A 26,104-nucleotide genomic window follows, 5' to 3' on the forward strand; every position below is an offset into this window, starting at 1 on the left:
CCGCAGACCCGCGAAACCCCAAGCCGACCTCAGCTCGCCTCGTAGCCCGCGTGCAGCAGGCAGTAGGTGACGGCCTCCTCCAGGGCCTGCCAGGACGCGGCGATGACGTTGTCCTCGACGCCGACCGTGCCCCATTCGCGCTCGCCGTCGCTGGACTCGATGAGGACGCGGGTACGGGCGCCGGTGCCGTGCGTCCCCTCCAGGATCCGCACCTTGTAGTCGACCAGCTCCAGCCGGGCCAGCTCGGGGTAGAGGCGGCCGAGGGCGACGCGCAGGGCGTTGTCGAGGGCGTTGACCGGCCCGTTGCCCTCCCCCGTCGCGATGATCCGCTCGCCCTTGGCGTGCAGCTTGACGGTGGCCTCGCTGACCATCGACCCGTCCGGGCGGCGCTCGACGATGGCGCGCCACGACTCGACCTCGAAGTGCCGCTGCCGTACGCCGGTCAGCTCCTCGCGCAGCAGCAGCTCGAAGGAGGCGTCGGCGGCCTCGAAGGTGTAGCCGGTGGACTCCAGCTCCTTGACCCGGTCGACGACGACCTTGGCCTTGTCCCCGGACAGGTCGTAGCCCAGCTCGCGTCCCTTGAGCTCGACGGAGGCGCGCCCGGCCATGCTGGAGACCAGCATCCGCATGTCGTTGCCGACCGCCGCCGGGTCGATGTGCTGGTAGAGGTTGGGATCGACCTTGACCGCCGAGGCGTGCAGGCCCGCCTTGTGCGCGAACGCCGACAGCCCGACGTACGGCTGCTGGGAGCTGGGGGTGAGGTTGGTGACCTCGGAGATCGCGTGGGCGATCCGGGTCATCTCGGCGAGCTGGTCGTCGCCGACCAGCCGCATGCCCCGCTTGAGCTGGAGGTTCCCGATGACGGTGAACAGGTTGGCGTTGCCGCTGCGCTCGCCGTACCCGTTGGCGCAGCCCTGGACGTGGGTGGCGCCGGCCTTCACCGCGGCCAGGGTGTTGGCGACCGCGCAGCCGGAGTCGTCGTGGCAGTGGATGCCGACGCGGGCGCCCGCCGAGACCACCTCGTGGACGATGTCGGCGAGCTCGTCGGGCAGCATCCCGCCATTGGTGTCGCACAGCGCGACCACGTCCGCGCCCGCCTCGGCGGCCGTGCGGACGACCTCCAGCGCGTAGGCGGGGTTGGCCTTGTAGCCGTCGAAGAAGTGCTCGGCGTCCAGGAAGACGCGTTGACCCTCCGCGCGCAGGTGGGAGACCGTGTCGCGGATCATCGCGAGGTTCTCCTCCAGGGTCGTGCGGAGGGCCAGCTCGACCTGCCGGTCGTGGCTCTTGGCGACGAGCGTCACGACCGGCGCGCCGGATTCGCGCAGGGCGGCCACCAGGGGGTCGTCGGCGGCCTTCATCCCGGCCCGGCGGGTCGCGCCGAACGCGGTAAGCCGCGCGTGCCTCAGGTCGAGCTCGGTACGGGCCCGCCTGAAGAACTCGGTGTCCTTGGGATTGGCGCCGGGCCAGCCGCCCTCGATGAATCCGACGCCCAGGTCGTCCAGGTGCCGCGCGACGGCGAGCTTGTCGGCCACGGAGAGGTTGAGCCCCTCCTGCTGCGAGCCGTCCCGCAGCGTGGTGTCGTAGACGTGGAAGGCGTCACCCTGCATGTCGTCGGTCCCCCTCAGGGTTCTGGCCGTCGCGCCCTTCACCGGTCCGTCCCGGAACCTGGAAAGCAAAAAGACCCCTCACGGACGTGAGAGGTCTGCGCGCCGGCGGTTGTCCCGTAGTCAGCCGGCGCGCCAGCCGATAATCACGAGGCTGCGGCGCATGATGAGCACAGTCTGCCACATGCGCCGCCGTACCTGGGACACGTGTCTCAGAATGCGAGACGTCGGCCTCGTCCGCGGCGTGTCCGTCCCGGTACGCCGGGTGAGCGGAGGCCCGCCCACCGGGCGGCGCCGGTTCAGACGATCTTGTGGACCCAGCCGTAGGGGTCGGGACGGGTGCCGTACTGGATGCCGATCAGCTCCTCGCGCAGGCGCATCGCGATGGGGCCGGTCTCGCCGTCGCGGATCGTGAACTCCATGTCCGGGGCCTTGACATGGCCGACCGGGCTGATCACGGCGGCGGTGCCGCAGCCGAACACCTCGGTGATCTCGCCGGACTCGCAGCCCTCCCGCCACTCCTGGACGCTGATCCTGCCCTCCTCGACGGGGATGCCCAGGTCAGGGGCCAGCTTGAGCATCGAGTCGCGGGTGATGCCGGGCAGCAGCGTGCCGGTGAGCGCGGGCGTGCGCAGGCGCGCGCCCTGGCCGCCGTGCTCGGCGTCGGTCCCGTACACGAAGAACAGGTTCATCGAGCCGACCTCCTCGACCCAGCGGCGCTCCACCGCGTCGAGCCAGACCACCTGGTCGCAGCCGTGCTCCACGGCCTGGGCCTGCCCGGCGAACGAGGCGGCGTAGTTGCCGCCGGTCTTGGCCTCGCCGGTGCCGCCGGGGGCGGCGCGGGTGTAGTCGCGCGACAGCCACACCGAGACGGGCTTGATGCCGCGGGCGTAGTAGTTCCCGGAGGGGGACGCGATCACCACGAACATGTACTCGTCGGCGGGCTGGTTGACGCCCAGGGCCCGGGTGGTGGCGAACATGAAGGGACGCAGGTAGAGGCTCTGGCCCTCACGGGTGGGGACCCACTCCCGGTCGGCGCGGACCAGCACCTCCAGGGAGTCCACGAACAGTTGCTCGGGGATCTCGGGCATGGCCATCCGGCGGGCCGAGCGGTTCATCCGGGCGGCGTTGGCGTACGGCCGGAACGTCACGATGGTGCCGTCGGCCTGCCGGTACGCCTTCAGGCCCTCGAACAGCTCCTGGGAGTAGTGGAAGACCTGGCTGGCCGGGTCCATGGGGATCGGGCCGTAGGGTTCGAGCCGGGCGTCGTACCAGCCCTTGCCCTCCTTGTACCGGATGGTGACCATGTGGTCGGTGAAGTGCAGGCCCCAGCCCGGATCGGCGAGGACGCGTTCGCGCTCTTCGGCCGTCACGGGTCGCTCGTTGAGCGTGATCTGGAAGTCCTGGGTGGTCATCGTGGGTCCTCTCCCGGATCGCCGGCCGCGGCCCCGTCGCCGCACGGCACTCCTTACTAGTCCATATTGTCGTGCTTCATCCAGCTCACTCCTCCTATCGCGGCGCGTACACGCGAAAAACCGGACGCGCCCGTAGGAGGCGCGCCCGGTCATGAGCGGACGCGCCGCTAGCCGGATACTCGCTTCGCGATGGCGTCACCGACCTGGGCGGTGGAACGCGCGCCCTGGCCCGCGCGCTCGGCCAGGTCCTCGGCGACGGCGCGCTCGACCCGGCGGGCGGCGTCGGCGGCGCCGAGGTGGTCCAGCAGCATGACCACCGACAGGATGGTGGCGGTCGGGTCCGCCTTGCCCTGCCCGGCGATGTCGGGGGCGGAGCCGTGCACCGGCTCGAACATGGACGGGGCGGTGCGCTCGGGGTTGACGTTGCCGGAGGCGGCCAGGCCGATGCCCCCGGCGATGGCGGCGCCGATGTCGGTGATGATGTCGCCGAACAGGTTGTCGGTGACGATCACGTCGAACCGGCCGGGGTCGTTCACGAAAAACATGGTGGCCGCGTCGACATGGCAGTAGTCGGTGGTGACCTGCGGGTACTCCTCGCCGACGCGCTTGAGGACGCGCTGGTAGAGGTCGCCGGCGAAGGTCAGCACGTTGTCCTTGTGGACGAGGGTCAGCTTGCGCCGGGGCCGGTTCGCGGCCTGCTCGAACGCGTAGCGGACGACCCGCTCCACCCCGTGGGCGGTGTTGACGCTCTCCTGCGTGGCGATCTCGTGCGGGGTGCCCTTGCGCATGACGCCGCCGACGCCCGCGTACGGGCCCTCGGTGCCCTCGCGGACGACGACCATGTCGATGTCGTCGGTGGTCGCCCCGGCCAGCGGCGTGGCCACGCCGGGGAACAGCTTCACCGGGCGCAGGTTCACGTACTGGTCGAGCTCGAACCTCGCCCGCAGCAGCAGCCCCCGCTCCAGCACGCCGCTCGGGACGGTGGGGTCGCCGACCGCGCCGAGCAGGATGGCGTCCTGGCCGCGCAGCTCGTCCAGGACGGAGTCGGGCAGGGTCTCTCCGGTACGGTGCCAGCGGGCGGCGCCGAGGTCGTAGGAGGTGCGTTCGAACGTCAGCCCGGTGGAGGGCGCGACGGCGTCGAGGACCTTCAGCCCCTCGGCGACCACCTCGGGGCCGATCCCGTCACCGGGGATGACGGCCAGGTGAATGCTGCGCGAAGCCATGGGCGCACTCTACTGCAAACGTCTCAGTGATTGGGCATTCTTCTCACCACCCGAGACGGGCATCCCGGGCGTGCCCGTGGTTGAGTAGGGCTTACTCAGGCGGAGGGCGGCCGCGCAGGAGCATTCTCGTACACGGAGGCGACACGGCTTCCGTTGGAGGGAAGCCGATCATGTTGTACGCCAGGCTGCAGACGGTCAGCGTGATCCAGGACCGCGACGAGGGGGAGATCGCGGAGCGCGGGCTGATGAAGATCGTCCCCGGCCATCCGGGCTTCGCCGGGCTGTGGCTGATGGAGGCGGTCGAGGACACCGCGGGCGGCGCGCTCCTGACGCTGTGGCGCACGGAGGAGGACGCCAGGCTGGCCTCCGCCCGCACCGAGGAGAAGCGGCCCGGCCCCCGGCCGGTCTCCCTCTTCAACGACCGGATCTACGAGGTCGAGGGGCGGTTCGAGGGGCCGGACGCGGCACGGCCGCCCGGCGCCGCCGTGATCGTCTACTTCGACGGCGCGCACGACGACGACTGGATCGCCTCGGCCCGGTACGCCCACGACAAGCGGATCGTCCCCGTGATGCGGCGGGTCCCGGGCATGATCGGCGGCTTCGCGCTGTGGTCGCCCGACCAGCGGGACGGCGCGGTGTTCACCCTGGCGGTGTCGCTGGAGGCGCTGGCGCGGGCGGAGAAGGCGGTCAACTCCACGGAGCTGCTTCCAGGCGAGAACCCGGCGCTGCTGACCGGCCCCGACCGCGCCGTGGTCCATCGGGTATCGGGTTATGTAGGCGCCCCCGTCTGAGAGGGTGTGGAGCGGCCCGTCGCTCCATAGACTCGGCGCGTGGCCGCATGGCGTCCCGCCCACCCCCCGTCCGCCGAGGGTTCCTGGCCGTTCGTCGGCCGGACCACGGAGCTCGCGGCGGTACGCTCGGCGCTGCTGGACGCGCGGGCGTCCGGCGTGATCGTGGTGGGGGACGCGGGGGTCGGCAAGACCTGGCTGGCGGGCAAGGTGGCCGCCCATCTGGACCCGCGCCGCAACCTGGTGGTGCGGGCCAAGGCGACGGAGGCGGCGGCGCGGATCCCGTACGGGGCGCTCGCGCACCTGCTGCCCGCGGATCCGGCGCCCGGGGAGGGGCCGCGGCTGGATCCGGAGGCGGTGGCGGGCCCGGGACGCCGGCTCGTGCTGGCGGTGGACGACGTGCACAACCTCGATCCGGCGTCCACGGCGCTGATCGTGGACGTGCTCGGCCACGGCGGCGCCCGGCTGCTGGCGGCGGCCCGTACCGGGGCGCAGATCCCCGCGCCGCTGGACGAGCTGTACCGCGACGGCGCGCTGCACCGGCTGGAGCTGGGACCGCTGTCGCACGCGCAGACCGCCCTGCTGCTGGAGACGGTGGTCGGCGGCCAGGTGGACGACGCGGGCGCCCGCCGGATGTGGCGGATCGCCGGGGGCAACCCGCTGTTCCTGCGCGAGCTGGTGCTGGCCGGGATGCTGACCGAGAGCGGCGGGGTGTGGCGGTGCGCCGCCGGTCCGACCCTCACCCCGAGGCTGCGCGAGCTGATCGAGGCCCGCATCGGCGCGATCGACGACGAGGAGCGCCGCGCGCTGGAGTACCTGGCCCTGGGCGAGCCGCTGGACGAGGCGCTGCTGCGGCGGCTCGCGGGCGCGGACGCGGTCGGCCGCGTGACCGCTCGCCAGCTCGTCACGGCCATCCCGGACGAGGCGGGCGGGCGGCTGCTCCGGCTCTCCCACGCCCTGTACGCGGAGGCGGTCCGTGCCGGGATGGGCCCGCTGGCGGCGCGTGCCCGGCTGCGCCGCCTGGCGGAGGCGGTGGAGGACACCGGCACGCACCGGCGCGAGGACGTGCTGCGGCTGGCGACCTGGCGGCTGGACTCCGGCGGCGACGCCGATCCCCGCCTGCTGCTGCGCGCGGCCCGGATCGCCTGGTCGGGGTTCGACCTGGAGCTGGCGGCGCGGCTCGCGTCGGCGGCGCTGAACGGCTACCTGGCGCGGCCCGCGAGGCGTCCCGGCGGCGCGGGCATGGCCGCGGCGCTGCTGGCGACCGTGCTGCACTTCGCGGACCGCGACGAGGAGGCGGAGGTCGCGCTGAGCGAGGTCGCGGGGCGGCTCCGCGGCGACCGGGAACGCGCGCTGCACGCCGGTGCCCGCGCGCTGGTGCTGGCCCTGGGGCTGGCCGACGACCGCGCCGGGCAGAGGGTGCTGGACGAGGCGGCCACGACCGTCACCAAGCCGGAGTCGCGGCGGCACCTGCTGTCCCTGTCCGCCTGGATCCACGTCACGGCGGGCAGGCTCACCGAGGCCGCCGGAGCGGTGGAGCGGTCCCGTGCCCTCGTCCCGGCGGGCCCGCCGGTCGTCGCCGCGACCGAGGCCGCCGACGCGCTCCTGCACGCCTACGGCGGCCGCTCGTACCGCGCGATAGCGGTGGCCGAAGCGGCGATGGACGACATCGCGAAGTGGCGGGACGAGGTCCCCATAGCGATGGCCTACTTCACGCAGGCGCGTACCGTGGCGCACCTGTTCGCCGGGGAGACCGCGAAGGGCCTGGACGGCGCCGCGCGCGGGCTGGGGCTGGTCCGCGAGTTCGGCGAGTGGGACCGGGTCGCCGCCTCGTTCAGCGGCTGGCGCGCCCAACTGCACCGGCTGCGCGGCGAGCTGGGCGAGGCGATGCGCTGGTCCCGGAACGGCACGGCCCGGCTCGGTGACCGCTCGGCCATGTACGCGGGGCTGTGCTACGGCGAGCTGGCGTGCGCCGCGGCGCAGCTCGGACGGGTGGACGAGGCCGAGTGGGCGCTGGACCGGGCGGCCGACCTGTCCCGGCCCGCCTGGCACGGGGTCGAGTTCTCCATCCTGCTGGCCCGTCCCTGGGTGCTGGCGGCGCGCGGCGACACGTCCACGGGCGTGGACGTCGCGCTGGTCGCGGCCGACGACGCCGAGGAGCACGGCCTGCTGGGGTACGCGATGTTCGCGCTGCACGACGCGGTGCGCCTGCGGGAGGCGGGGGACGCGTCGCTCTCCGTCGCGGCGGAACGGCTGGAGGCCGTGGCGCGGCGGATGGAGGGCGCGCTGGCCCCCTTGTGCGCACGGCATGCCCGTGCCGCCGTGAACGCCGACGCGGACGGCCTGATGCGGGTGGCGGAGGAGTTCGAGGGCCGTGGGCTGATCCTCTACGCGGCGGAGTCCGCCGCCCAGGCCGCCGGGGTCCACGAGGCCGCGGGGGACGGCAGGCGCGCGTCCGCGGCGACGGCCCGGGCCCGCGCGCTCGCCGCGCGCTGCGACGGCCCGCGGACCCCGGCGCTCGCGCACCTGTCCGTCCCGAGGCTCACCGACCGCCAGCGGCAGATCGCGCAGCTCGCCGCGCAGGACCTGACCGACCGGGAGATCGCGGACCGGCTGGAGATCTCCGTGCGCACGGTCGGCAACCACCTGGCCACCGTCTACGAGCGGCTGGGCGTCAGCGGGCGCGGCGAACTGGCCGAGCTGCTCGCGGGCGCCCCTCCGGCTAGCCGATGACGTCGCGCAGACCGTCGCGGTCGCGGACGCCGAGCCTGTCGTAGACGGCCTGGAGGTGGTTGGCGACGGTGCGCACCGACAACACCAGCCGGTCCGCGATCTCCCGGTTGCTCAGGCCGTCCGCGGCGAGCCGGGCGATCTCGGCCTGACGCGCGGTCAGTTCGGGCGCGTCCAGCCGGGTCAGCGCCGGAGTGCGGGCGTCCGGGCAGCGTGCCGCCAGCAGGCGGGCGTGGGTGGCGGCGGCGTTCGCCTCGCGGGTCCGGCCGGACGTCCCGTACACGCTGGACGCCTGCGCCGCCGCCTCCGCGGCGAACAGCGCCATGCCACGGTCGGCGAACGCCCGTGACACCTCGTCGAGGCCCTCCGCGTCGCGGTCGGCGGCAGCGGCGGCGTGGCGGGCGCAGATCCCGGCCAGCGCGCCGTCCATCTCCTCCGCCAGGCGTGCCAGCCCGGCACGGGCGGGCTCGGCGGCGCCCAGGCGCACCGCGTCGTGCAGAGCGACCATGACGTACGGGCGCATCGAGTGTTCGGCGTAGCGGCCGGCGGCCTCCAGCGCGATGCGCGCGGCGCCGTCGAGGTCGCCGGTCGAGGCCCTGATCCAGGCGCGGGCCACGTCCCCGGGGAAATGGAAGATCCGCCCGGTGGGGACGCGGCGCCGCTCGGCCTGGCCGAGCGCGGCGGACGCGGTGTCGGCGTCCCCGGCGGCGGCAGCGGCGTAGGCGAGCATCTCGTACCCGTGGCCGGACAGCGCGCTGATCGCCTTGGCCCCGTGCGCGGCGGCCTCGTGCGCCCAGCGCATCGCGAGCCGGACCTCCCCGCGCAGCATGCAGTGGTGCACGCGCAGGTAACGGGACGTCGCCGCAGGCATATGCGACAGGTGCTCCTCGGCGAACCGCTTCTCGCCATAGGCGATGTAGGTGTCGGCTGTGTCCAGGTCCCCCGCGAACAACGCGGAGGCCGCGCGGACGTCGTTGAACGTCGCGACGAGGGTGGGGAGGTCCTGGATCCAGCCGTCCTGCTCGTCCAGCGCCTTGGACGCGAGAGGCACGGCACGGTTGAACTCACCGGTCAGCATGGCCGCCAGCGAGTCCACCGCGTCCGCGAGCACCGACGCACGCGGCGTCGCCAAGCCCGGCGCGCGCACCATGGCGACCTTCTCCACCGCCTCGCCGAGCCGCCCCGCGTACACCTCCCCGATGGCCTGATGCGCCACGACCTCGCGGCGCAGCGCCGGATCGGTCGTCCGTTCCAACGTCCCGTCGAGCAGCCGCTCCGCCTGCTCGGCACGTCCCATGCCGAGCCCCAGCGTGAACGCCCGCACCGTGGCATGGCTCACCCGGGTCGGCTCGTCCATCGGCTCGTCCGCGATCCGCGCCAGATGCTCCTCGGCCTCACGCGGATGCCCCGCCAGAAGCAGGACGGACGCCAGCCAGGTCGTCGCCGCGACATCCACGCCCGCGCCCAGCGCGGCCCGCCCGCACCGCAGCGCAAGGTCCATGTCGTGCAGCGTCCACGCCTGCCGGCACGCCGCCAGCAACAGCTCTGGAGAGGCCGCCGTACCGCTGTCCAGATGCCAAGTGGCGACCCGCAGCAGATCGCCGTGGCGGCGCATCCCGGTCTTCTCCATCGCGGCGGCCAGATCCGCGAGGCGCCCTTTGACACGGTCCGCCCCCGCCCGGACCCGGGCCGCCTCCCCGTACAACGGGTGCGCGGGCCGGACCTGGATGCGGCGTCCCGTGGCGGCCGAGGCGATCAGGTTCCGCGCCTCCGCGCGCTCCACCGCCTCCTCCGAGGTCAGGTCCACCAGCTGCGCGGCGCCCAGCGGCTCACCGAGCGCCACGTACTCCAGAACCTCCCTCTCAGCGGGCCCGACCGTCCCCAGCCGCGCCTCGATCAGCTCCATCATCCGGGGACTGAGCGGCAGGTCCCCGTCCCACTGCCACACACCGCGGACCTGCGACAGCCGCCCCTCGGCCAGCCCCGCCAGGACCAGCTCACGCAGGAACAGCAGGTTGCCCTGAGTGCTGTGGTACAGCCGCCGCGCCGTCGCCTCGGCGAGCTGCCCGCCCAAGGCCGCCTCCACCACCGCCTGGCTCTCCGCCTTCGTCAACGGCACGAGGTCGACCCGGCGGGCCAGGTCGTCCTTCCACAACGCCGTCACCGGATCGGGCGCCGCCGCCCCGGTACGCACCGTCGCCAGCACCTGCGCCTCCCGGTGCAGCACCAGATGGTGCACCAGCGCGGCCGAGTTCGGGTCGAGCAGGTGCGCGTCGTCCACCGCCACCAACAGCCCGTCCCCGGAAACCGACCGCAACGCCTCACTGGCCCACCGCAACGGATTCACCACCGAACCCACCGCGCCCTCGACCGGCAGCACGTGCCCGAACGCCCCGAACGGTATCCCCGCGTCCGCAGCGGTCCCCCCGACCTGCAGAACCGTGAAGAGCCCCGGCTCCAACCGGTCCAGCGCCTCCCGAACCAGCCGCGTCTTCCCCACCCCGGCGGCCCCCGCCACCACGACACCCTGCGCGCCCCCCGTGCGCAGCAGCGAATCCACCTCGTCCAGCGTCGACGTACGCCCGGTAAAAGGCCAAGAGGTACGCACACCAGGATCGTACGACGCCAGATCGTCCCGCATAGCGGAACCACCCAGGAGCCACCCCCAGCCCACGGATGCCCGCAACCCCGGACAACGCCCAAGCGCCGCGATCACGCCCGAAGGCAGGTTCCGAGCCTGCGAGGAACCTGATCGCGAAGCGAGCCGCCAGGCGAGGAGCGCGGCTCGCACCCGCCAACAAACACAGCCCGTCACCCCAGCCCCGAACGACGCCCAAGCGCTGCGATCGCGCCCGAAGGCAGATTCGAGCGAAGCAAGAATCTGATCGCGAAGCGAGCCCCCAGGCGAGTCGAAGCGATGCCAGCGATCGCCGCAGGTGCGACAAGCGACGAGCCCCCAGGCGAGGAGCGCAGCTCGCACCTGCCAATAAACACAGAGAGGGGACACCGTTCGTATCTCCCCCCGCTGGAGATACGGACGGTGCCCCCTCCCGTTCCGGCGTCGGCGATTCGGCCGTCCGGCGCCGGTGCCGTTGGCCTGTCCGGTGGGCTGGCTGGCTACCGGAGAGGCTCCCTGGGTATAGAGGGTGGCCGATGGGGCCGGGATGGCACATGAGTAGCCCTTACTCAAGTTCCCTCGGAAAGGGACGCCAGTGATCTTCGCCTCGGTTCCGCCCGTGCTCGGGCTCTTGACGGGCGGCGTGGTCAAAGGGGACGCTCGGGGCGACAAGTTCACACCGAGGCGACGGTGCGCAGGAACTCTGGTGCGATTCCAGGACGGTCCCGCCACTGTGACCAGGGAGCCTCCCCCGCAAGCGACCACGGCCGGATGTTCCGGCGGGAAGGTCGGAGGGCGGCGTTGATCTGGGAGTCAGGAGACTGACCCGTCGTCCTCCCGTCACCGGGGCGAGTGCACCCCGTGAGGAGATCTTCATGGCCCAGCCCGTCGTTTCGCCGCAGGCGCGTTCCAGCGCGGCGCCGCAGAGCATCCCCGTTCGCGAGATTCTGCCGTGGGCGGTGTTCGCGCTGGTCGTAGGGGCGGCGTTGCTGTACTTCGTGGGCGCCGAGCAGGGCGCCACGTCGCTGTTCGGTGGCACTTGGGTGCACGAGTTCACGCACGACGGCCGTCATCTGCTCGGCTTCCCCTGCCACTGATGAGGGCGCTGCTGATCCGCGGCATGATCACTGGGCTGGTCGCCGCGGCCGTCGGCCTGCTCGTCGCCTGGATCTATGGTGAGCCGCAGGTCGCCCACGCGATCGCGTTCGAGGAGTCGCACGCCGGGGCCCACGAGCACGGCGAGGAGGTGGTGAGCCGGACGGTGCAGCGGACGGCCGGGCTGGTCACGGCCATGGCGGTGTACGGGGCGGCGATCGGCGGGCTGTTCTCGGTCGTGTTCGCGTTCGCCCAGGGGCGGCTCGCTTCGGTCTCGGGCCCGCTGGGCGCCCGCGCCACCGCCGCGCTGGTGGCTTCGCTGGGGTTCGTGGCGGTGGTGCTGGTCCCGGCTTTGAAGTACCCGCCCACTCCCCCGGCCGTGGGTGATCCCGGCACCATCGGCGGGCGTACGTCCCTCTACTTCGGCATGGTGGCGCTGGGCGTGCTCGGCACGGTCGCCGCGGTGATCGTGTACGGGCGGCTGCTGCCGCGCCTGGGCACCTGGAACGCGGCCACGGTCGCGGCGGTGGGGTTCGTGGTCGTGGTCGCGGGCGTGTTCCGCCTGACACCACGTCCGGACGCGATCCCCGAGGGGTTCCCGGGGACGGTTCTGTGGGACTTCCGCATCGCCTCACTGGGCACGCAGCTCGCCCTGTGGGCCACATTGGGGTTGCTCTTCGGGTACTTGACCGAGCGGGCTAGCGGCGGAGCAGGGCGCAGTCTCCGCACATCTCCCCGCCAGGCGGCACCCGGTAGTACAGGCAGCAGCTACGCCGGACGAACCCACCCTGGTTGAACGTCCCTGTCCCGGCGAGCGGTTCGCGGGTGAGCAGCTCGTCCACCAGGGCACGTACCGGCGCGGCCAGGCCGGGACGCAGCGAACCGGCGCGCAGCGTCCCGGCGAGGGCCGATGCGGCATTGCCCCAGAACAGGCCGTCGGCCAGCCGTACGAAGGCACGCATCGCGTCACGCAGTGGACGCAGGTGCCGTTCCACGACCTCGTGATGGATCAGCTCGGCCGCCTTCACGGGGTCGTGGACCGGCCGGCCCGTGGGCTCGGCCAGCCAGAGGGCGATCGGCGCCCCTGGGGCCCACCGCCAGTGCAGGCGGGACAGGTCCGGGACGATTCCGAGCGCCGCGGCCGTGACCGTGGGCGACCACAGCCGTGAGGCGAGGCCCTGGAAGAGGATCGAGGCCGCGACCCGGCGTTCGGTCGTTCCCAGCCGTTCGGCGTACAGGTCCGTCAGGCCGAGCAGCCGCGCGGTGTCACGTTCCGGCAGTGCCCGCCAGGTCGGGTCGACCGCTTCGGCCTCGTCGGTGACGATCTCGAAGAACGGCCCGAGGGCCGCGGCCTCGGCCAGCACCGCAGCGGTCTCAGCCCTCATTCCCCCATGATCGCATCCGGACCGGGGGCGACGTCAGCTCCGGCCGCCGTTGTCCCTGCGGTCCAGGGCCTTCTGCAGGGCGCGCGCGGCCTCCTCTTCGGCGTCGTCGGGACTGGCGGACGCAGCGTTCACGGTGGTGTTCATGAGAATGCTCCGTAGCTTGCTGAGAAGCGGCGAAATGATCGATGGGGCTTACGGCCAGCGCTCGGCTCCGCGACGGGGTTGGCCCGCCTAGCAGGCCCCGTCGCGGCGGCGAAGGATCACTACGAAGCGCCGCATGATGCTTCCAGGTTACCCGCCACCCAACTCCCTGTCTTGACCGCCGGTCACCAATCCCAAATACCGAGACCGATCGCGCACGAGAAGCGCAGCTCCTGCTGGCCAAAAACAAAACAAAGGGGCCCCCAAGGCCAATGACCCCAGAAGCCCCCTTTGGCCACGGACCGCCCAGCGTCAGGCCAATCCGTTGACCGACCACCTCAACCCGTCACCCCAGCCCCGAACGGTCGCCCAAGCGCTGCGATCGCGACCGAAGGCAGGTCCGAGCTTGCGAGGACCTGATCGCGAAGCGAGCCCCCTAGGGCGAGTCGAAGCGATGCAGCGATCGCCGCAAGCACGACAAGCGACGAGCCGCCAGGCGAGGAGCGCAGCTCGTGCTTGCCATAAGCACAGCGCAGCTCGTGCTTGCCATAAGCTCAGCCCAGGTCGACGCGGCGGCCGCCTTCGGCGCCGATCTCGGTGGTGATCACGTCGACGAGCTGGGTGGGGATGGCCGAGTCCACGGTGAGCGCGATCAGCGCCTTGCCGCCCTTGCTGGCGCGGCCGACCTGCATGCTGGCGATGTTCACGCCGGCGTCGCCGAGGAGCCGGCCGACCACTCCGACGATCCCGGGGCGGTCGGCGTAGGTGAAGAACGCCATGTGCTCGGTGGGGACGAGCTCCATGTCGTAGCCGTTGATCTCGATGATCCGCTCGATGTGCTTGGGGCCGGTCAGGGTGCCGGAGACCGACACGACGGTGCCGTCGGCCATGGTGCCGCGCACCTGGACGACGTTGCGCCAGTCGGGGCTGTCCTCGGTGGTGCTGAGGGTGACTTCGACGCCGCGGTCGCGGGCCAGCAGCGGGGCGTTGACGAAGGTCACCGAGTCTTCGGTCACGTCCACGAACACGCCCTTGAGCGCGGCGAGTTCGAGCACCTTGACGTCGTGTTCGGCGATCTCGCCGCGTACGACCACTTCGAGCCGGACGGGGACGCCGCCGGCGAGGGCGGTGAAGATGCGGCCCAGCTTCTCGGCGAGGGGCAGGCCGGGCTTGACGTCCTCGGCGACGGCGCCGCCTTGGACGTTCACCGCGTCCGGGACGAATTCGCCGGACAGCGCCAGCTTCACCGAGCGGGCGACCTGGGTGCCGGCCTTTTCCTGCGCCTCGTGGGTGCTGGCGCCGAGGTGCGGGGTGACCACGACGTTGTCGTGGTGGAACAGAGGGCTGTCGGTCATCGGCTCGGTGCTGAACACGTCGATGCCGGCGCCGGCCACCCTGCCGTCCTTGAGCGCCAGGTCCAGCGCCTCCTCGTCGACGATGCCGCCGCGGGCGGCGTTGACGATGCGCACGCTCGGCTTGACCTTGTGCAGTTCGCGATCGCCGATGAGGCCGAGCGTCTCGGGCGTCTTGGGCAGGTGGACGGTGATGAAGTCGCTCTCGGCCAGCAGCTCGTCCAGGGTGACGAGCCGGACGCCGAGCTGGGCGGCCCGGGCGGCCTGCACGTACGGGTCGTAGGCGATCACGTTCATGTCGAAGGCCGCGAGCCGCTGGGCGACGAGCACGCCGATGCGGCCGAGGCCGAGCACGCCGACGGTCTTGCCCTGGAGTTCCACGCCCGTGTACTTGGAGCGCTTCCATTCGCCGCGCTTGAGCGCCGCGTGGGCCTGGGGCACGTTGCGGGCGGTCGCCATCAGCAGCGCGATGGCGTGCTCGGCGGCGGTGACGATGTTGGACGTGGGGGCGTTGACCACCATGACACCGGCCTTGGTGGCGGCCTCGACGTCGACGTTGTCCAGGCCCACGCCCGCGCGGGCGACGACGCGCAGCTTCCTGGCGTGCTGGAGGACCTCGGCGGTGACCTTGGTGGCGCTGCGCACGACCAGCGCGTCGACGTCGGCGACGGCGGACAGCAGCGCCTGGCGGTCGGCGCCGTCGGCATGGCGGACCTCGAAGTCGGCTTCGAGTACCGCGACGCCGGCCGGTGAGAGTTCTTCTGCGACGAGGACGACAGGCTTGCTCAAGGAAGGTTCCTTTGGAATGGGATGTGGGATGAACTGCGGGGTCCAGGGGGCTCGGGCCCCCGGGCGAAACTGCACGCGAGTCACCACGGTGTGCCCTCGCCTCGGTTTCCCGAGTCTATCGCCCACCGTACGCGGCTCTTACGGCCCGGGGGCACACCCGGCCGAACACCCCATTTGCCAGGATAAATGTGCCCTCGCGCCATACGCCCCTGTAAGAGTGCCCGGCCCACCGGCCGTCCGGGGTCAGGCGGCGTTGTGCTCCGGGACCGCCGCGAGGATGCCCGCCGCGTGATCGGCGTCGGCGACCCGGACGTGCGGGACGTCGATGAAGATCCGCAGCGGTCCCGGCGGAAGCCCCAGCTCCTCGGCGACCTCGACCTGGACGTCCCGCAGCGGGATGTAGGACAGGTAGCAGCGGATCACGTCCTGCGACCGGAACATCGCCGTCATGATCAGCCGGTAGCCGCGGATCCGGAACGACAGGGCGACGACGCGCGGCACCAGGTCGGGCGGCTCTCCTGCCGCGGTCCGCGGCTCGGCGTCGGACGGCGGGGCGGCGAAGGGGATCCAGGCGCTGGTGGTCCAGGGCCGGGCCCTCAGCAGGTCGATCACCCAGGGGAGCCGGTCGGGGCCGTGCGCGCCGCGCGGCCGTGGCCCGGGCCCGGGACGGGCGGCGCCCCGGGTGCGCTCGTGCGCCTCCCGCGCCAGCAGGCCCCGGTCGCCGTGCTCGCGCAGCAGCGGGTCCTCCCAGCTGAGCGAGGCGATCTCGAACAGCACCGGGGGTCCCTCGATGATCGGTCCCTGGTCCTCCAGGCCCGCCTCGCCGGCCGACCAGACGTGGCGCAGCATCGCGATCCACGCCTCCCCGCAGGTCTCCCAGCGCTGGACGGACCGTTCCGCCGCCACCACGTCACGACTCCTCGACACCGATTCCCGTTCCGGCCGCACCGGGCCGCCGGACGGAAATGCAGCCCTCTCGACTTTTCGGTGAACGACGGTGGATTTCCGCGATCCGGTAAAGGCATCGCCGCACCACCCTCGCTCGCGCCCGCCGCCGCGAGCGCCCGGGGACCAACCGTGTTCGCGCAGGTGTACGAGTGGTTGCCGGATCCCGCGGCGACCTACCACAAGTATCCGGCACAGCAGACGGAATTGATAGCTCCTACGGCCGATCGGCTCACTTCACGGGGTATTTGACAGCGATCCCCGCTATGGGTCACCCCCGGCCGGGAGTTTCGCGGGTCAGGACGACGTATCCGGCGGCGTCGAACACCGTCCGATAACCCGCGTCGATCAAAGCGCCGACCCGCCGCCGCTGTTCCTCGACGGAAAGGAAGGGGAAGGTGCGCCTCCCGGTGTCGGCCACGACCCAGGGCGCGTGACGGGGCTCGCGGTCCCACAGCAGGACGCGGGCGCGAGCGGAGAGGGCGGGGCCGAGATTGTTGGAGGTCTCCACGAGGACGCCGTCGGGGACCCTGGCGACGGCCGTGGCGGCGGCACGGTCCCGCGCGTCCCGCCGGTAGAGGTCGGGATCGGCGAGGTCGGCGAAGGCGAAGAACGGCAGCGCCGCCACCGTCGCCGCCAGGGCCGCTGTCGCGGGCAGATGCCGCCGTGGAAGGCGCAGCCGCGGAATCCGGGGCAGCCGGGTGCCGCGGAGCCGGTACGCGCCGTCCGCGGCCGCCATGACCAGGATGGCGACGAGGAAGGCGCTGTAGTGGTAGCGGGGCTCCCACCAGTTGCCGAACCGGTCGTCGGCCATCATCCGCTCCGCGAGCGGTGGCACGGTGGCCAGGACGAGCGGCGACCGGAGGGGAAGCAGCGCCAGTGGCAGGAAGAGCAGCGCCATGGTGAGCAACTTCGCCGGAGGGGAGGACAGGGTGTCCGGCACGGCCCAGGGGTGGGTGAGGACGTACAGGACGGCGTCCGGCATGCTCTCCCCCAGCGAACCGTACGCCCAGTAGTAGTCGCTGTCGCCGCCGAACAGCGTGATCAGCACGCGCGAGACCGCCAATATCGCGACCGTCCCGCAGGCCAGGTAGGCCAGCCCCGCCCGCCGCTCACCCGCGCGGGTGAGCAGGAAGAGCCCGAACCCCGCCAGCAGCAGGCCCATGTCCTCCTTGACCAGGAGCAGCGCGAACGCCGCGAGGGCGGCCTGCCCGCGCCGACCGGCGTCGTACCGTTCGACCAGCAGGGCCGACAGCAGCGGGACGAACGCCACCTCGTGGAAGTCGAAGGCCACCGCCTCGGCGATCGGCCAGGACAGGGCGTAGACACCGGCGAGAAGGTAGGCCGAGGGGCGTCCGAGGCGCCGCGCCGCGTACCGCCAGATCGGCACGATCGCCACCGCGAACAGCGCCGCCTGCGCGATCAGCAGGGTCCGCGGCCCGTCATGGATCCGGTACAGCGGGGCCAGCAGCACCAGGATCGGCGAGAAATGATCACCGAGCACCGAGAAGTCGGGCCCGAAGCCGTTGTGGACGCCCTTGACCATCGCGACGGGCGAGCCGAACCGGCTGTAGGAGCGCACCGCCTGATCGAAGATCACCAGATCGTAGGTGCTCGCCCGGAAGTCGCGCAGCCGCAGCAGCGACGACACCGCGTACACCAGTGCCGACACGCCGACGAGCGCGGCGAGGATCCGGACGTCCCGGCGACCCGCGGGCTCCGCCGGGAACCGTGCGACGGCGGGGTCCCGCCCCTCCCGTACTGCCTCCGCCACGTGCCAAGACGCTACCAGCGCCCCGGTGCCCCGGTGTTCCGGGAAGCCGACACGCGGGCGAGGTTCACTCTTGGTGATCTTATGAAGGCTTACTGTGGCGGTGATTACCCGGGGGGACAGGAGAACATCGTTGACCGCCGAGACGACCGAGTGCGCGATCAGTGTGCTGCAGGATCTCCTGCGCGTGTACGACCACCGTTTCCTTGAACTGGACGAGCGGCGCCGCGAACGGCTGATCGAGGGGACGCGGCGGGCCCTCGGCGAGGAGGAGTTCGGCGACGCCGCCCGCGCCGCGCTGCCCTCGTCCTACCGGCTGCGGCTGTTCTGCCTCCGGTACGGCCTGCGCGACGAGCTGGAGCGTCTGATCCGTGACGAGGCGGAGGGCCGTCCGCCCGGAGCGGTGGTGGTGGGCGGACGGGTGTACGCGATGTACCCGTACCTGCGCGGCGTCCCACGGGACGACGTCGACATCACCTCCGAAGTGGGCGTGGCGCACCGGCTTGACGCGGCGGGCTGGCACGGGCCGCGGCTGCGGGTCCGGGGCCGCGCGGTGCTCGAACAGATCGAGACCCGCGAGACCCGCGTCGAGATCGTCCTGCGGAACGCGGCGACGCTGACCGAGCACCGCGTGGTGGCGGGCGTGACGCCGGACGGCTCCTTCGACGCCGAGCAGCCCGTCCAGGAGCCCGGCATCTGGGAGGTCCACGTGATCGCGTCCACGCTGGGCGTCAGCCGCGAGGCCCCGCTCGGCCCGGTCCGCGGCCCCCGGGTGAAGACCGACCCGCAGCGCCGGGCCATCGCCCCCGACACCGAGGCCACCATCCACTTCACGACCGGCGACCGCCTCGCAGTCCTGGTGGAACGGGACGAGGCGCCCATCCGGCCCCTGACCCGCCTCAGACGCCGCCTGCTCCCCCGCCACTCCGCCCGCCTCGGAAGCCGCCCGCACCCCGGCACGGACACCCCCAAGCCCCCGACCCCACCCGAAACCAGCCCCAACTAACCCGCCCGTCAAAAGCGGAGGGAGCTTCCAAGACCCATGGCCCCAGAAGCCCCCCCCGAGCCGACGGCCGCCAAAGGGCCGCTCGCGCCCACAGCAAGTCCCTCGCACCCACCTAAGCCCGCAGCCCAGCCCCGAACGGCGCCCAAGCGCCGCGATCGCGACCGAAGGCAGGTTCCGAGCCTGCGAGGACCTGATCGCGTAGCGAGCCCTGGGCGAGTCGGAGCGATGCAGCGATCGCCGCAAGCACGACAAGCGACGAGCCGCCAGGCGAGGAGCGCAGCTCGTGCTTGCCAATAAGAACTAGTCGTTCAGCCAGCTCATCATGGGGCGGAGTTTGGCGCCGGTCTTCTCGATGGGGTGTTCGGCGAGTTCTTCCCGGTACTTGCCGAACTGGGCCTGGCCGCCTTCGAATTCGGCGACGAGTTCCTTGGCGTACTCGCCGGACTGGACTTCGGCGAGGATCCTCTTCATCTCCGCCTTGGTGTCGGAGGTGATGATCCGGGAGCCGCGGCTGTAGCCGCCGTACTCGGCGTTGTCGGAGACCGACCAGTACATCTTGGAGATGCCGCCCTCGTAGATGAGGTCGACGATGAGCTTCACCTCGTGCAGGGTCTCGAAGTAGGCGACTTCGGGCTGGTAGCCGGCTTCGGTCAGCACCTCGAACCCGTTCTTGATCAGCTCGGAGAGCCCGCCGCAGAGGACGACCTGCTCGCCGAACAGGTCGGTTTCGGTCTCTTCGGTGAAGGTGGTCTTGATGCCGCCGGCGCGGAGGCCGCCGATCGCCTTGGCGTAGGAGAGGGCGAGGGGCCAGCCGTTGCCGGAGGGGTCCTTCTCCACGGCGACGATCACGGGTACGCCGCGTCCGGCGGTGAACTGGCGGCGCACCAGGTGGCCGGGGCCCTTGGGGGCGACCATGCAGACGTCCACGCCTTCGGGCGGCTGCACGAGGCCGTAGCGGATGCTGAAGCCGTGGCCGAAGAACAGCGCGTCCCCTTCGACCAGTGCCGGCTTGATGTCCTTCTCGAAGATCTCGCGGTGGTGGTGGTCGGGGGCCAGCAGCATGATCAGGTCGGCTTCCTCGGCCGCCTCGGCGGGCGTGACCACGCGCAGCCCTTCCGCTTCGGCCTTTTCGCGGCTGGGCGAGCCTTCCCTGAGACCGACGCGGACGTCCACACCCGAGTCGCGCAGTGAGAGCGCGTGCGCGTGGCCCTGGCTGCCGTATCCGATGATGGCCACGTGCCGGCCCTGGATGACGCTCAGGTCGGCGTCGTCGTCGTAGAACATCTCAGCCACTGTGCTGTTGCCTTTCGTGTCTGTTGGTTGGCGGGTCTAGGCGCTGCGTTCGATGGCGCGCAGCGAGCGGTCGGTGATGGAGCGCGCGCCGCGGCCGATGGCCACCATGCCGGATTGGACGAGTTCCTTGATGCCGAACGGCTCCAGCACCCGGATCAGCGCGTCCAGTTTGTCGCGGTTTCCGGTGGCTTCGATGGTGACGGCGTCCGGCGCCACGTCGACGACCTTGGCCCGGAACAGCTGGACGGTCTCCAGCACCTGGGACCGGGTCTCGGCGTCCGCCCGGACCTTGACCAGCACCAGTTCGCGCTGGACGGAGGCGGACGGATCCAGCTCGACGATCTTGAGCACGTTGATCAGCTTGTTGAGCTGCTTGGTGACCTGTTCCAGCGGCAGGTCGGCCACGTTCACCACGATCGTCATCCGGGAGATCTCGGGGTGCTCGGTGACGCCGACGGCGAGCGATTCGATGTTGAACCCGCGCCGGGAGAACAGCGCGGCGACCCTGGCGAGGATGCCGGGCTTGTTCTCCACCAGGACGGAGAGGGTGTGCAGGCTCATCGGGGTCAGTCTCCGTTCTCCCAGTCGGGCGCCAGATCGCGGGCGATCTTGATGTCGTCGTTGGCGGTGCCCGCGGCGACCATCGGCCACACCATCGCGTCCTGGTGGACGACGAAGTCGATGACCACCGGGCTGTCGTTGATCTCCATCGCCTTGGCGATCACGTCGTCGACGTCCTCGGCCCTGTCGCAGCGCAGCCCGACGCACCCGTACGCCTCGGCCAGCTTGACGAAGTCGGGGATGAACCGGGGCCGCTCACCGGCGGGGCGCTGCAGGTCGGTGTTGGAGTAGCGCTCGTTGTAGAACAGCGTCTGCCACTGCCGCACCATCCCCAGGTTGCCGTTGTTGATCACAGCGATCTTGACGGGAATGCCCTCGATCGCGCAGGTCGCCAGCTCCTGGTTGGTCATCTGGAAGCAGCCGTCGCCGTCGATCGCCCACACCTGGGCGTCCGGCGCGCCGACCTTGGCGCCCATCGCGGCCGGGACGGCGTACCCCATGGTGCCCGCGCCGCCGGAGTTGAGGAAGGCGCCGGGCCGCTCGTACTTGATGAACTGCGCCGCCCACATCTGGTGCTGGCCGACGCCCGCGACGTAGTACGCGTCGGGCCCGGCCAGCTCGCCGATCCGCTCGATCACGTACTGCGGCGCCAGGGAGCCGTCCTCGGGCTGGTCGTAGCCGAGCGGGTAGGTGGTGCGCCACGCGTTCAGCTGCCGCCACCAGGCCGTGTAGTCGCCCTTGCGGCCGGCCTCCTGCTCGGCCTGCAACGCGACGATCAGGTCCGCGATGACCTCCCGGGCGTCGCCCACGATCGGGACGTCGGCGTGCCGGTTCTTGGAGATCTCCGCGGGGTCGATGTCGGCGTGCACGACCTTGGCGTACGGGGCGAACCCGTCCAGCTTGCCGGTGACCCGGTCGTCGAAGCGGGCGCCGAGGGCGACGAGCAGGTCGGCCTTCTGCAGCGCGCCGACCGCGCCGACGCTGCCGTGCATGCCCGGCATCCCCATGTGCAGCGGGTGGCTGTCGGGCAGCGCGCCCTTGGCCATCAGGGTGGTGACGACCGGCGCCCCGGCCAGTTCCGCCAGCACCTTCAGTTCCGCGGACGCGCCCGCCTTCAGGACGCCGCCGCCGACGTACAGCACGGGGCGCTCGGCCTCCACGATCAGCCGCGCCGCCTCGCGCACCTGCTTGGAGTGCGGCCGGGTGACCGGGCGGTAGCCGGGGAGCTGCATGGTGACGGGCCACTCGAACGTGCAGGTGGCCTGCATGGCGTCCTTGGCGATGTCCACGAGGACGGGGCCGGGACGCCCGGTCGAGGCGATGTGGAACGCCTCGGCGATGGTGCGGGCGATGTCCTCGGCCTTGGTCACCAGGAAGTTGTGCTTGGTGATCGGCATGGTGATGCCGGCGATGTCCGCCTCCTGGAAGGCGTCGGTGCCGATCTGCCTGCTGGCCACCTGCCCGGTGATCGCCACCAGCGGCACCGAGTCCATGTACGCGTCGGAGATGGCGGTGACCAGGTTGGTGGCGCCCGGCCCGCTGGTGGCCATGCAGACGCCCACCTTGCCGGTCACCATCGCGTACCCCTGGGCGGCGTGCCCCGCCCCCTGCTCGTGCCGGACCAGGATGTGGCGCACCTTCCTGGAGTCGAAGAGGGGGTCGTAGGCCGGGAGGATCGCACCCCCCGGAATGCCGAACACGGTGTCGACGCCGACGTTCTCCAGGGCGCGGACCAGCGCCTGGGCTCCGGTCATCTGTTCGGTCGTCATGGTCTGCGTTCCTTGTGAGGTTCCGGTGGAGTGCCGGGTGATCGCCGTGGCTCGGAGTCCGCGGGCCCCACCCGGCGGGCGGTGTGAGGCCAACAAAAAACCCCCGCCGCCGGCTGGCGGTCGAGGGCGCGCGCAGGACGAGGTGCTTGGTCAGCCTGCGCGCCGACCAAGTACTACGAGGATCAGGGAACCACTCTGCACGGGCCTTACTTTCGCCGACTTCCCGGCCACCGTCAAATCCTTGGACAGAATATCTCACCCAGTGAGACGAACGGCTCATCCCACCGGGTGGGACAGCGGCGGCTCGTCGTCCAGCGGCAGCGGTATCTCGCCTGGTAGGGCCTGCGCCTCCAGGTTCGTGCGGACCAGCGACTCCACCCTGCGCGCCGCCATCGGCCTCGCCACCAGGAACCCCTGACCGGCCGGGCACCGCATCGCCCGCAGCAGCTCCAGCTGCTCGGGACGCTCGATGCCCTCGGCCACCACCGTCAGCCCCAGCTCGGCGCCCAGCCCCACGATCGCGCGGGTCAGCAGCGTGCCGGTCTCGTCCGTGCCCAGGGCCGCCACGAACGACGGGTCGATCTTCAGCACGTCCACCGGGAGCTGCCCCAGGTAGGCCAGCGACGCGTACCCGGTGCCGAAGTCGTCGATCGCCAGCCGCACCCCGAGCCGGCGCAGCTCCGACAGCCGCGCCACGCTCTGCCCCGCGTCCTCGACCAGCACCTCCTCGCGGACCTCCACGGTCAGCGCCTCCGGCGACAGCCCCGTGTCCTCCAGCGCCGCCGCGACCGACTCCACGAACCGCGGCGCCTGGATCTGCCGGGCCGTGAAGTTCACCGACAGGCCGATGTCCCACGAACCGCCGCGCCACCGCGCCACCTCGCGGCACGCCTCCCGCAGCGCCCACTCCCCCAGCGGCACCATCAGGCCCGACTCCTCGGCCGGGCCGATGAACTCCTCGGGCGGCACCGACTCGTTGCCACGCCACCAGCGCAGCAGCGCCTCCACCCCCGTCACCCGGGACGTGGCCAGCTCCACCACCGGCTGGAACTCCAGGGCGAACTGCTCCTCGGCCAGCGCCCTCCGCAGATCCGTGCCCAGCTCCAGCCTCCGCACCACGTCCGCGTGCATGTGCGGGGCGAACACCTCCACCCGGCCGCCGCCCAGCTCCTTGGCCCTGGCCATCGCCAGGTCGCCGTTACGGATCAGGTCGGCGGCGCTGCGCCGCAGCCTGCGTCCCGCGTCCCTCGGCTGCGGGGCGGCCGTGGCCTTCCCCTTCGGCGCGCCCGCCGAGCCCGCGGTGCCCGCCGTGCCCTCCTCGTCGCCCGCGAACGCGATACCGATGCTGGCCGTCAGCGCGATCCCCCGGCCCCCCACCCGGTACGGCTCCAGCGTCAGCACGCGCAGCATCCGCTCCGCGAGATCGACCGCCGCCCGCGTCTCCGCGCGGCTGGGACCACCACCCGCCGTCCCGCGCGAAGCGTCCGCCGGAAGCTGCACCAGGACGGCGAACTCGTCCCCGCCCCACCGGCACACCGTGTCATCCGCCTGGACGGTGCCGCGCAGCCGCCGCGCCGCCTGCGCCAGCACCTGGTCGCCCGCCGCGTGCCCGGCCGAGTCGTTCACCGCCGTGAAACCGTCCAGATCGACGAACAGGACGGCGACCCTGCACCCGTCCTCCCCCTCTTGGGGCTGCCGCGACAGCAGCTCCCGCGTGCGCTCCTCGAAGAACGCCCGGTTCGGCAGGCCCGTGAGCCCGTCGTGGAAGGTCAGATGGGTCACCTGGCGGCGCAGCGCCGCCTCCTCGCTGAGATCCCGGGTCGTGATCAGCAACCGGCCCCGCGTCTCGCCCGCGCCGCTGTACCGCGACACCGTCGACTCGGTGGGCAGCCACGTCCCGTCCGACGCCCGGATCCGGAACGCCAGCCGGAACGCGCCGTTCGCCGCCGCCTCCGCCCCCTCGGCGGCCACCGCCGACCCGGACCCGTCCGGCACGACCCCCTCCGGCAGGTCGTCGACGTCCGGGTCGTCCACCGCCTCCTCGGCCTCCCACTCCTCCTCACCGGCCAGAAGCTCCGCGAACACCGCCCGCACCCGCGGCAGGTCCTCGGGGTGGATGATCTCGTGCAGGGGCCTGTCCAGCAGCTCCTGCGGCGCGTACCGGTACATCCGCAGGGCGCCCGCGCTCGCGTACTGGACGACCGCCTTCAGGTCGCAGATCAGCACCGCGTCGTTGATGCTCTCCGACAGCGCGCGGAAATGATCCTCGCCCGAGTCGACCGCGCGCCGCAGCCGCTCGTTCTCCCGCAGCAACCCGGCCAGGCGCACCAGCACCACCAGCGCAGCCGTCCCCGCCACCAGCGGCACCACCGGATCCACGCCGCCCGACACCAGCGCCCGCAACGTCACCACCAGCGCCGCCACGGCCGCCGCCACCGCCGGAACGACCCCCACCCGGCCCAGACGCCACGTCCCGTCCTGCTCGGCCTCGACCGCGGGCACCGGAACGACCAGCGGCATCAGCACCAGCAGCACCAGCCCCGCCACCCGCAGCACATCCGCCGGATCACCCTCGACCCCGCCGCCGCGCAGCCGCATGATCATCGTCACCACGTCGGCCGCGGCGAACGCCGCCAGCGCCCCGTACCCCGTCCACGCCCGCACCCGGTACGAACGCATCGCGCCCACGGCGAACGGCAGCGCGGCGCACAACACCACGACATCGATCAGCGCATACAGCAGCTCCAGCAGGAACTCCGACGGAGTCTCCCCCGACCGGTGATACAGATCCCCGAACTGCGTCACCCAGCCCAGCACGAAAAGCGCCGCCACGAACAAGTACACGTCCGCCGCGTACCGGACCCACGCGTAACCGTCCCGAGGCAGCCGCGCCGGCGCCACCAGCGCCGCCGCCAACGACCCCAGCGCGATCAGATAGAACAGGTCGCTGATCGACAACGACAGCGCACTGCGCGTCGCCGCACCCGACCACAACGCCGAACCCACCGCGGCGATGAACCACGAAGCCGCCGCGACCCCGAACCAGCGCCATCCCGAACCGTCCTGCGGCGCCACCCGGTACGCGCGGAACAACACCACCGCCGCCACCGCCGAAGCCGCCGCCTCCCCCCACGAGACGAACGCCGCGCCGCCCCAGCCCAGCACGGCACCCAAGACGTACAGCGCACCCGCGACCGCGACCATGCCGACCGGCAGCGCCCGCGGCGGAACCCGCCGCTGCGACCACCAGGTCCTGTCGCCGCTCATCGCGCCGTGCCCCCTCCTGCCGTCAGGGCGCCCGGCGACGCGAGAACCGCGCCACCACGCGCCCGGGGAGTGTCGTCATCGAACCGCGCCGATCATCCAGTGCAACGCCCGGCGCGCCGCCAATCGTGCCCCCGCGCGGGGGTGAGCGCCGGGACCTCGGCGAGCGTATCCGCTCCGCCGACGGTAGGTCAGCGACGTTGCTGCATGCGGGATCACCGTGTCGCCCAATGTACGTTCCGTAGGTCACAACAGGATTGAGGGAGTATCTCTGTATCACTGTGGGGGGGCGACCCCCCACACCCCCCGAAGCGGGGCCACCGGCCCCCGCCGCTCGCCTGGCGGCTCGCGGCGGT

17 protein-coding genes and 1 riboswitch are annotated in these 26,104 nt (G+C 72.1%); of the genes, 5 read left to right on the forward strand and 12 right to left on the reverse strand.

Annotated features, from left to right (window positions below):
* Positions 1 to 29: 29 nt before the first annotated feature.
* From cimA to ACGWYJ_RS24585, 3 genes are all read right to left on the reverse strand, one after another.
* The gene (gene cimA, locus ACGWYJ_RS24575) at positions 30 to 1,607 is read right to left on the reverse strand and encodes a citramalate synthase (RefSeq protein WP_395108679.1); all 1,578 of its coding nucleotides are present in this window, start codon (positions 1,605 to 1,607) and stop codon (positions 30 to 32) included.
* A 296-nt stretch (positions 1,608 to 1,903) separates the two neighbouring features.
* Complete coding sequence (locus ACGWYJ_RS24580) at positions 1,904 to 3,019, reverse strand: branched-chain amino acid aminotransferase (protein WP_395108680.1); 1,116 nt, start codon at positions 3,017 to 3,019, stop codon at positions 1,904 to 1,906.
* Between the two features lie 167 nt (positions 3,020 to 3,186).
* Complete coding sequence (locus tag ACGWYJ_RS24585) at positions 3,187 to 4,242, reverse strand: 3-isopropylmalate dehydrogenase (protein WP_395108681.1); 1,056 nt, start codon at positions 4,240 to 4,242, stop codon at positions 3,187 to 3,189.
* A 170-nt stretch (positions 4,243 to 4,412) separates the two neighbouring features.
* On the opposite strand from ACGWYJ_RS24585, the gene ACGWYJ_RS24590 reads away from it, so the two are divergent.
* Positions 4,413 to 5,033, forward strand: coding sequence for a hypothetical protein (locus ACGWYJ_RS24590; RefSeq protein WP_395108682.1), 621 nt, complete (start codon positions 4,413 to 4,415; stop codon positions 5,031 to 5,033).
* A gap of 39 nt (positions 5,034 to 5,072) precedes the next feature.
* Positions 5,073 to 7,763 (forward strand): LuxR C-terminal-related transcriptional regulator, encoded by a 2,691-nt coding sequence (locus tag ACGWYJ_RS24595; RefSeq protein WP_395108683.1) that lies wholly within the window; start codon positions 5,073 to 5,075, stop codon positions 7,761 to 7,763.
* Here ACGWYJ_RS24595 and ACGWYJ_RS24600 read toward each other — a convergent pair.
* Positions 7,753 to 10,401, reverse strand: coding sequence for a LuxR C-terminal-related transcriptional regulator (locus ACGWYJ_RS24600; RefSeq protein ID WP_395108684.1), 2,649 nt, complete (start codon positions 10,399 to 10,401; stop codon positions 7,753 to 7,755). The genes ACGWYJ_RS24595 and ACGWYJ_RS24600 overlap by 11 nt on opposite strands.
* 629 nt (positions 10,402 to 11,030) lie before the next feature.
* Positions 11,031 to 11,222: riboswitch (cobalamin riboswitch) on the forward strand.
* A gap of 30 nt (positions 11,223 to 11,252) precedes the next feature.
* Here ACGWYJ_RS24600 and ACGWYJ_RS24605 point away from each other — a divergent pair.
* Together ACGWYJ_RS24605 and ACGWYJ_RS24610 are read left to right on the forward strand one after the other, a co-directional pair.
* Positions 11,253 to 11,474, forward strand: coding sequence for a CbtB domain-containing protein (locus ACGWYJ_RS24605; RefSeq protein ID WP_395108685.1), 222 nt, complete (start codon positions 11,253 to 11,255; stop codon positions 11,472 to 11,474).
* Positions 11,474 to 12,268 carry a CbtA family protein gene (locus tag ACGWYJ_RS24610; protein WP_395108686.1) on the forward strand — a complete coding sequence of 265 codons (795 nt, stop codon included), beginning with the start codon at positions 11,474 to 11,476 and terminating at the stop codon, positions 12,266 to 12,268. The genes ACGWYJ_RS24605 and ACGWYJ_RS24610 overlap by 1 nt, the downstream gene beginning before the upstream one ends.
* Here the strand turns inward: ACGWYJ_RS24610 and ACGWYJ_RS24615 are convergent.
* The 4 genes from ACGWYJ_RS24615 to ACGWYJ_RS24630 form a co-directional block, all read right to left on the reverse strand.
* Positions 12,171 to 12,857, reverse strand: a complete 687-nt coding sequence (locus ACGWYJ_RS24615; protein WP_395108687.1) for a (2Fe-2S)-binding protein — start codon at positions 12,855 to 12,857, stop codon at positions 12,171 to 12,173. The genes ACGWYJ_RS24610 and ACGWYJ_RS24615 overlap by 98 nt on opposite strands.
* Before the next feature lie 695 nt (positions 12,858 to 13,552).
* Complete coding sequence (gene serA, locus ACGWYJ_RS24620) at positions 13,553 to 15,139, reverse strand: phosphoglycerate dehydrogenase (protein WP_395108688.1); 1,587 nt, start codon at positions 15,137 to 15,139, stop codon at positions 13,553 to 13,555.
* Positions 15,140 to 15,382: 243 nt separating this feature from the next.
* Positions 15,383 to 16,048, reverse strand: a complete 666-nt coding sequence (locus ACGWYJ_RS24625; RefSeq protein WP_395108689.1) for a hypothetical protein — start codon at positions 16,046 to 16,048, stop codon at positions 15,383 to 15,385.
* A gap of 307 nt (positions 16,049 to 16,355) precedes the next feature.
* Positions 16,356 to 17,858, reverse strand: a complete 1,503-nt coding sequence (locus tag ACGWYJ_RS24630; protein WP_395108690.1) for a DUF2079 domain-containing protein — start codon at positions 17,856 to 17,858, stop codon at positions 16,356 to 16,358.
* 130 nt (positions 17,859 to 17,988) lie between these two features.
* Here ACGWYJ_RS24630 and ACGWYJ_RS24635 point away from each other — a divergent pair, with 130 nt between their 5' ends.
* A complete protein-coding gene (locus tag ACGWYJ_RS24635; protein WP_395108691.1) occupies positions 17,989 to 18,861 on the forward strand; it encodes a hypothetical protein in 873 nt (290 codons plus the stop codon).
* Between the two features lie 300 nt (positions 18,862 to 19,161).
* On the opposite strand, the gene ilvC is transcribed toward ACGWYJ_RS24635, so the two are convergent.
* The 4 genes from ilvC to ACGWYJ_RS24655 all read right to left on the reverse strand — a co-directional run bounded on the left by ilvC (position 19,162) and on the right by ACGWYJ_RS24655 (position 25,751).
* A complete protein-coding gene (gene ilvC / locus ACGWYJ_RS24640) occupies positions 19,162 to 20,145 on the reverse strand; it encodes a ketol-acid reductoisomerase (protein ID WP_395108692.1) in 984 nt (327 codons plus the stop codon).
* 45 nt (positions 20,146 to 20,190) lie between these two features.
* On the reverse strand, positions 20,191 to 20,715 hold the full coding sequence (gene ilvN, locus ACGWYJ_RS24645) for an acetolactate synthase small subunit (RefSeq protein ID WP_395108693.1): 525 nt from the start codon (positions 20,713 to 20,715) through the stop codon (positions 20,191 to 20,193).
* A 5-nt stretch (positions 20,716 to 20,720) separates the two neighbouring features.
* Positions 20,721 to 22,526 (reverse strand): acetolactate synthase large subunit, encoded by a 1,806-nt coding sequence (locus tag ACGWYJ_RS24650; RefSeq protein WP_395108696.1) that lies wholly within the window; start codon positions 22,524 to 22,526, stop codon positions 20,721 to 20,723.
* A 234-nt stretch (positions 22,527 to 22,760) separates the two neighbouring features.
* Positions 22,761 to 25,751, reverse strand: coding sequence for a putative bifunctional diguanylate cyclase/phosphodiesterase (locus ACGWYJ_RS24655; protein ID WP_395108694.1), 2,991 nt, complete (start codon positions 25,749 to 25,751; stop codon positions 22,761 to 22,763).
* Positions 25,752 to 26,104: the final 353 nt, after the last annotated feature.

Source organism: Actinomadura sp. SCN-SB, assembly GCF_043906805.1.
Taxonomy (GTDB): domain Bacteria; phylum Actinomycetota; class Actinomycetes; order Streptosporangiales; family Streptosporangiaceae; genus Spirillospora.

What these genes read in the sequence shown, in the direction of transcription:
- cimA (WP_395108679.1), bottom strand. Translation starts at nt 1,607, where the DNA reads ATGCAGGGTGACGCCTTCCACGTCTACGACACCACGCTGCGGGACGGC.
- ACGWYJ_RS24580 (WP_395108680.1), bottom strand. Translation starts at nt 3,019, where the DNA reads ATGACCACCCAGGACTTCCAGATCACGCTCAACGAGCGACCCGTGACG.
- ACGWYJ_RS24585 (WP_395108681.1), bottom strand. Translation starts at nt 4,242, where the DNA reads ATGGCTTCGCGCAGCATTCACCTGGCCGTCATCCCCGGTGACGGGATC.
- ACGWYJ_RS24590 (WP_395108682.1), top strand. Translation starts at nt 4,413, where the DNA reads ATGTTGTACGCCAGGCTGCAGACGGTCAGCGTGATCCAGGACCGCGAC.
- ACGWYJ_RS24600 (WP_395108684.1), bottom strand. Translation starts at nt 10,401, where the DNA reads ATGCGGGACGATCTGGCGTCGTACGATCCTGGTGTGCGTACCTCTTGG.
- ACGWYJ_RS24605 (WP_395108685.1), top strand. Translation starts at nt 11,253, where the DNA reads ATGGCCCAGCCCGTCGTTTCGCCGCAGGCGCGTTCCAGCGCGGCGCCG.
- ACGWYJ_RS24610 (WP_395108686.1), top strand. Translation starts at nt 11,474, where the DNA reads ATGAGGGCGCTGCTGATCCGCGGCATGATCACTGGGCTGGTCGCCGCG.
- ACGWYJ_RS24615 (WP_395108687.1), bottom strand. Translation starts at nt 12,857, where the DNA reads ATGAGGGCTGAGACCGCTGCGGTGCTGGCCGAGGCCGCGGCCCTCGGG.
- ilvC (WP_395108692.1), bottom strand. Translation starts at nt 20,145, where the DNA reads ATGTTCTACGACGACGACGCCGACCTGAGCGTCATCCAGGGCCGGCAC.
- ilvN (WP_395108693.1), bottom strand. Translation starts at nt 20,715, where the DNA reads ATGAGCCTGCACACCCTCTCCGTCCTGGTGGAGAACAAGCCCGGCATC.
- ACGWYJ_RS24655 (WP_395108694.1), bottom strand. Translation starts at nt 25,751, where the DNA reads ATGAGCGGCGACAGGACCTGGTGGTCGCAGCGGCGGGTTCCGCCGCGG.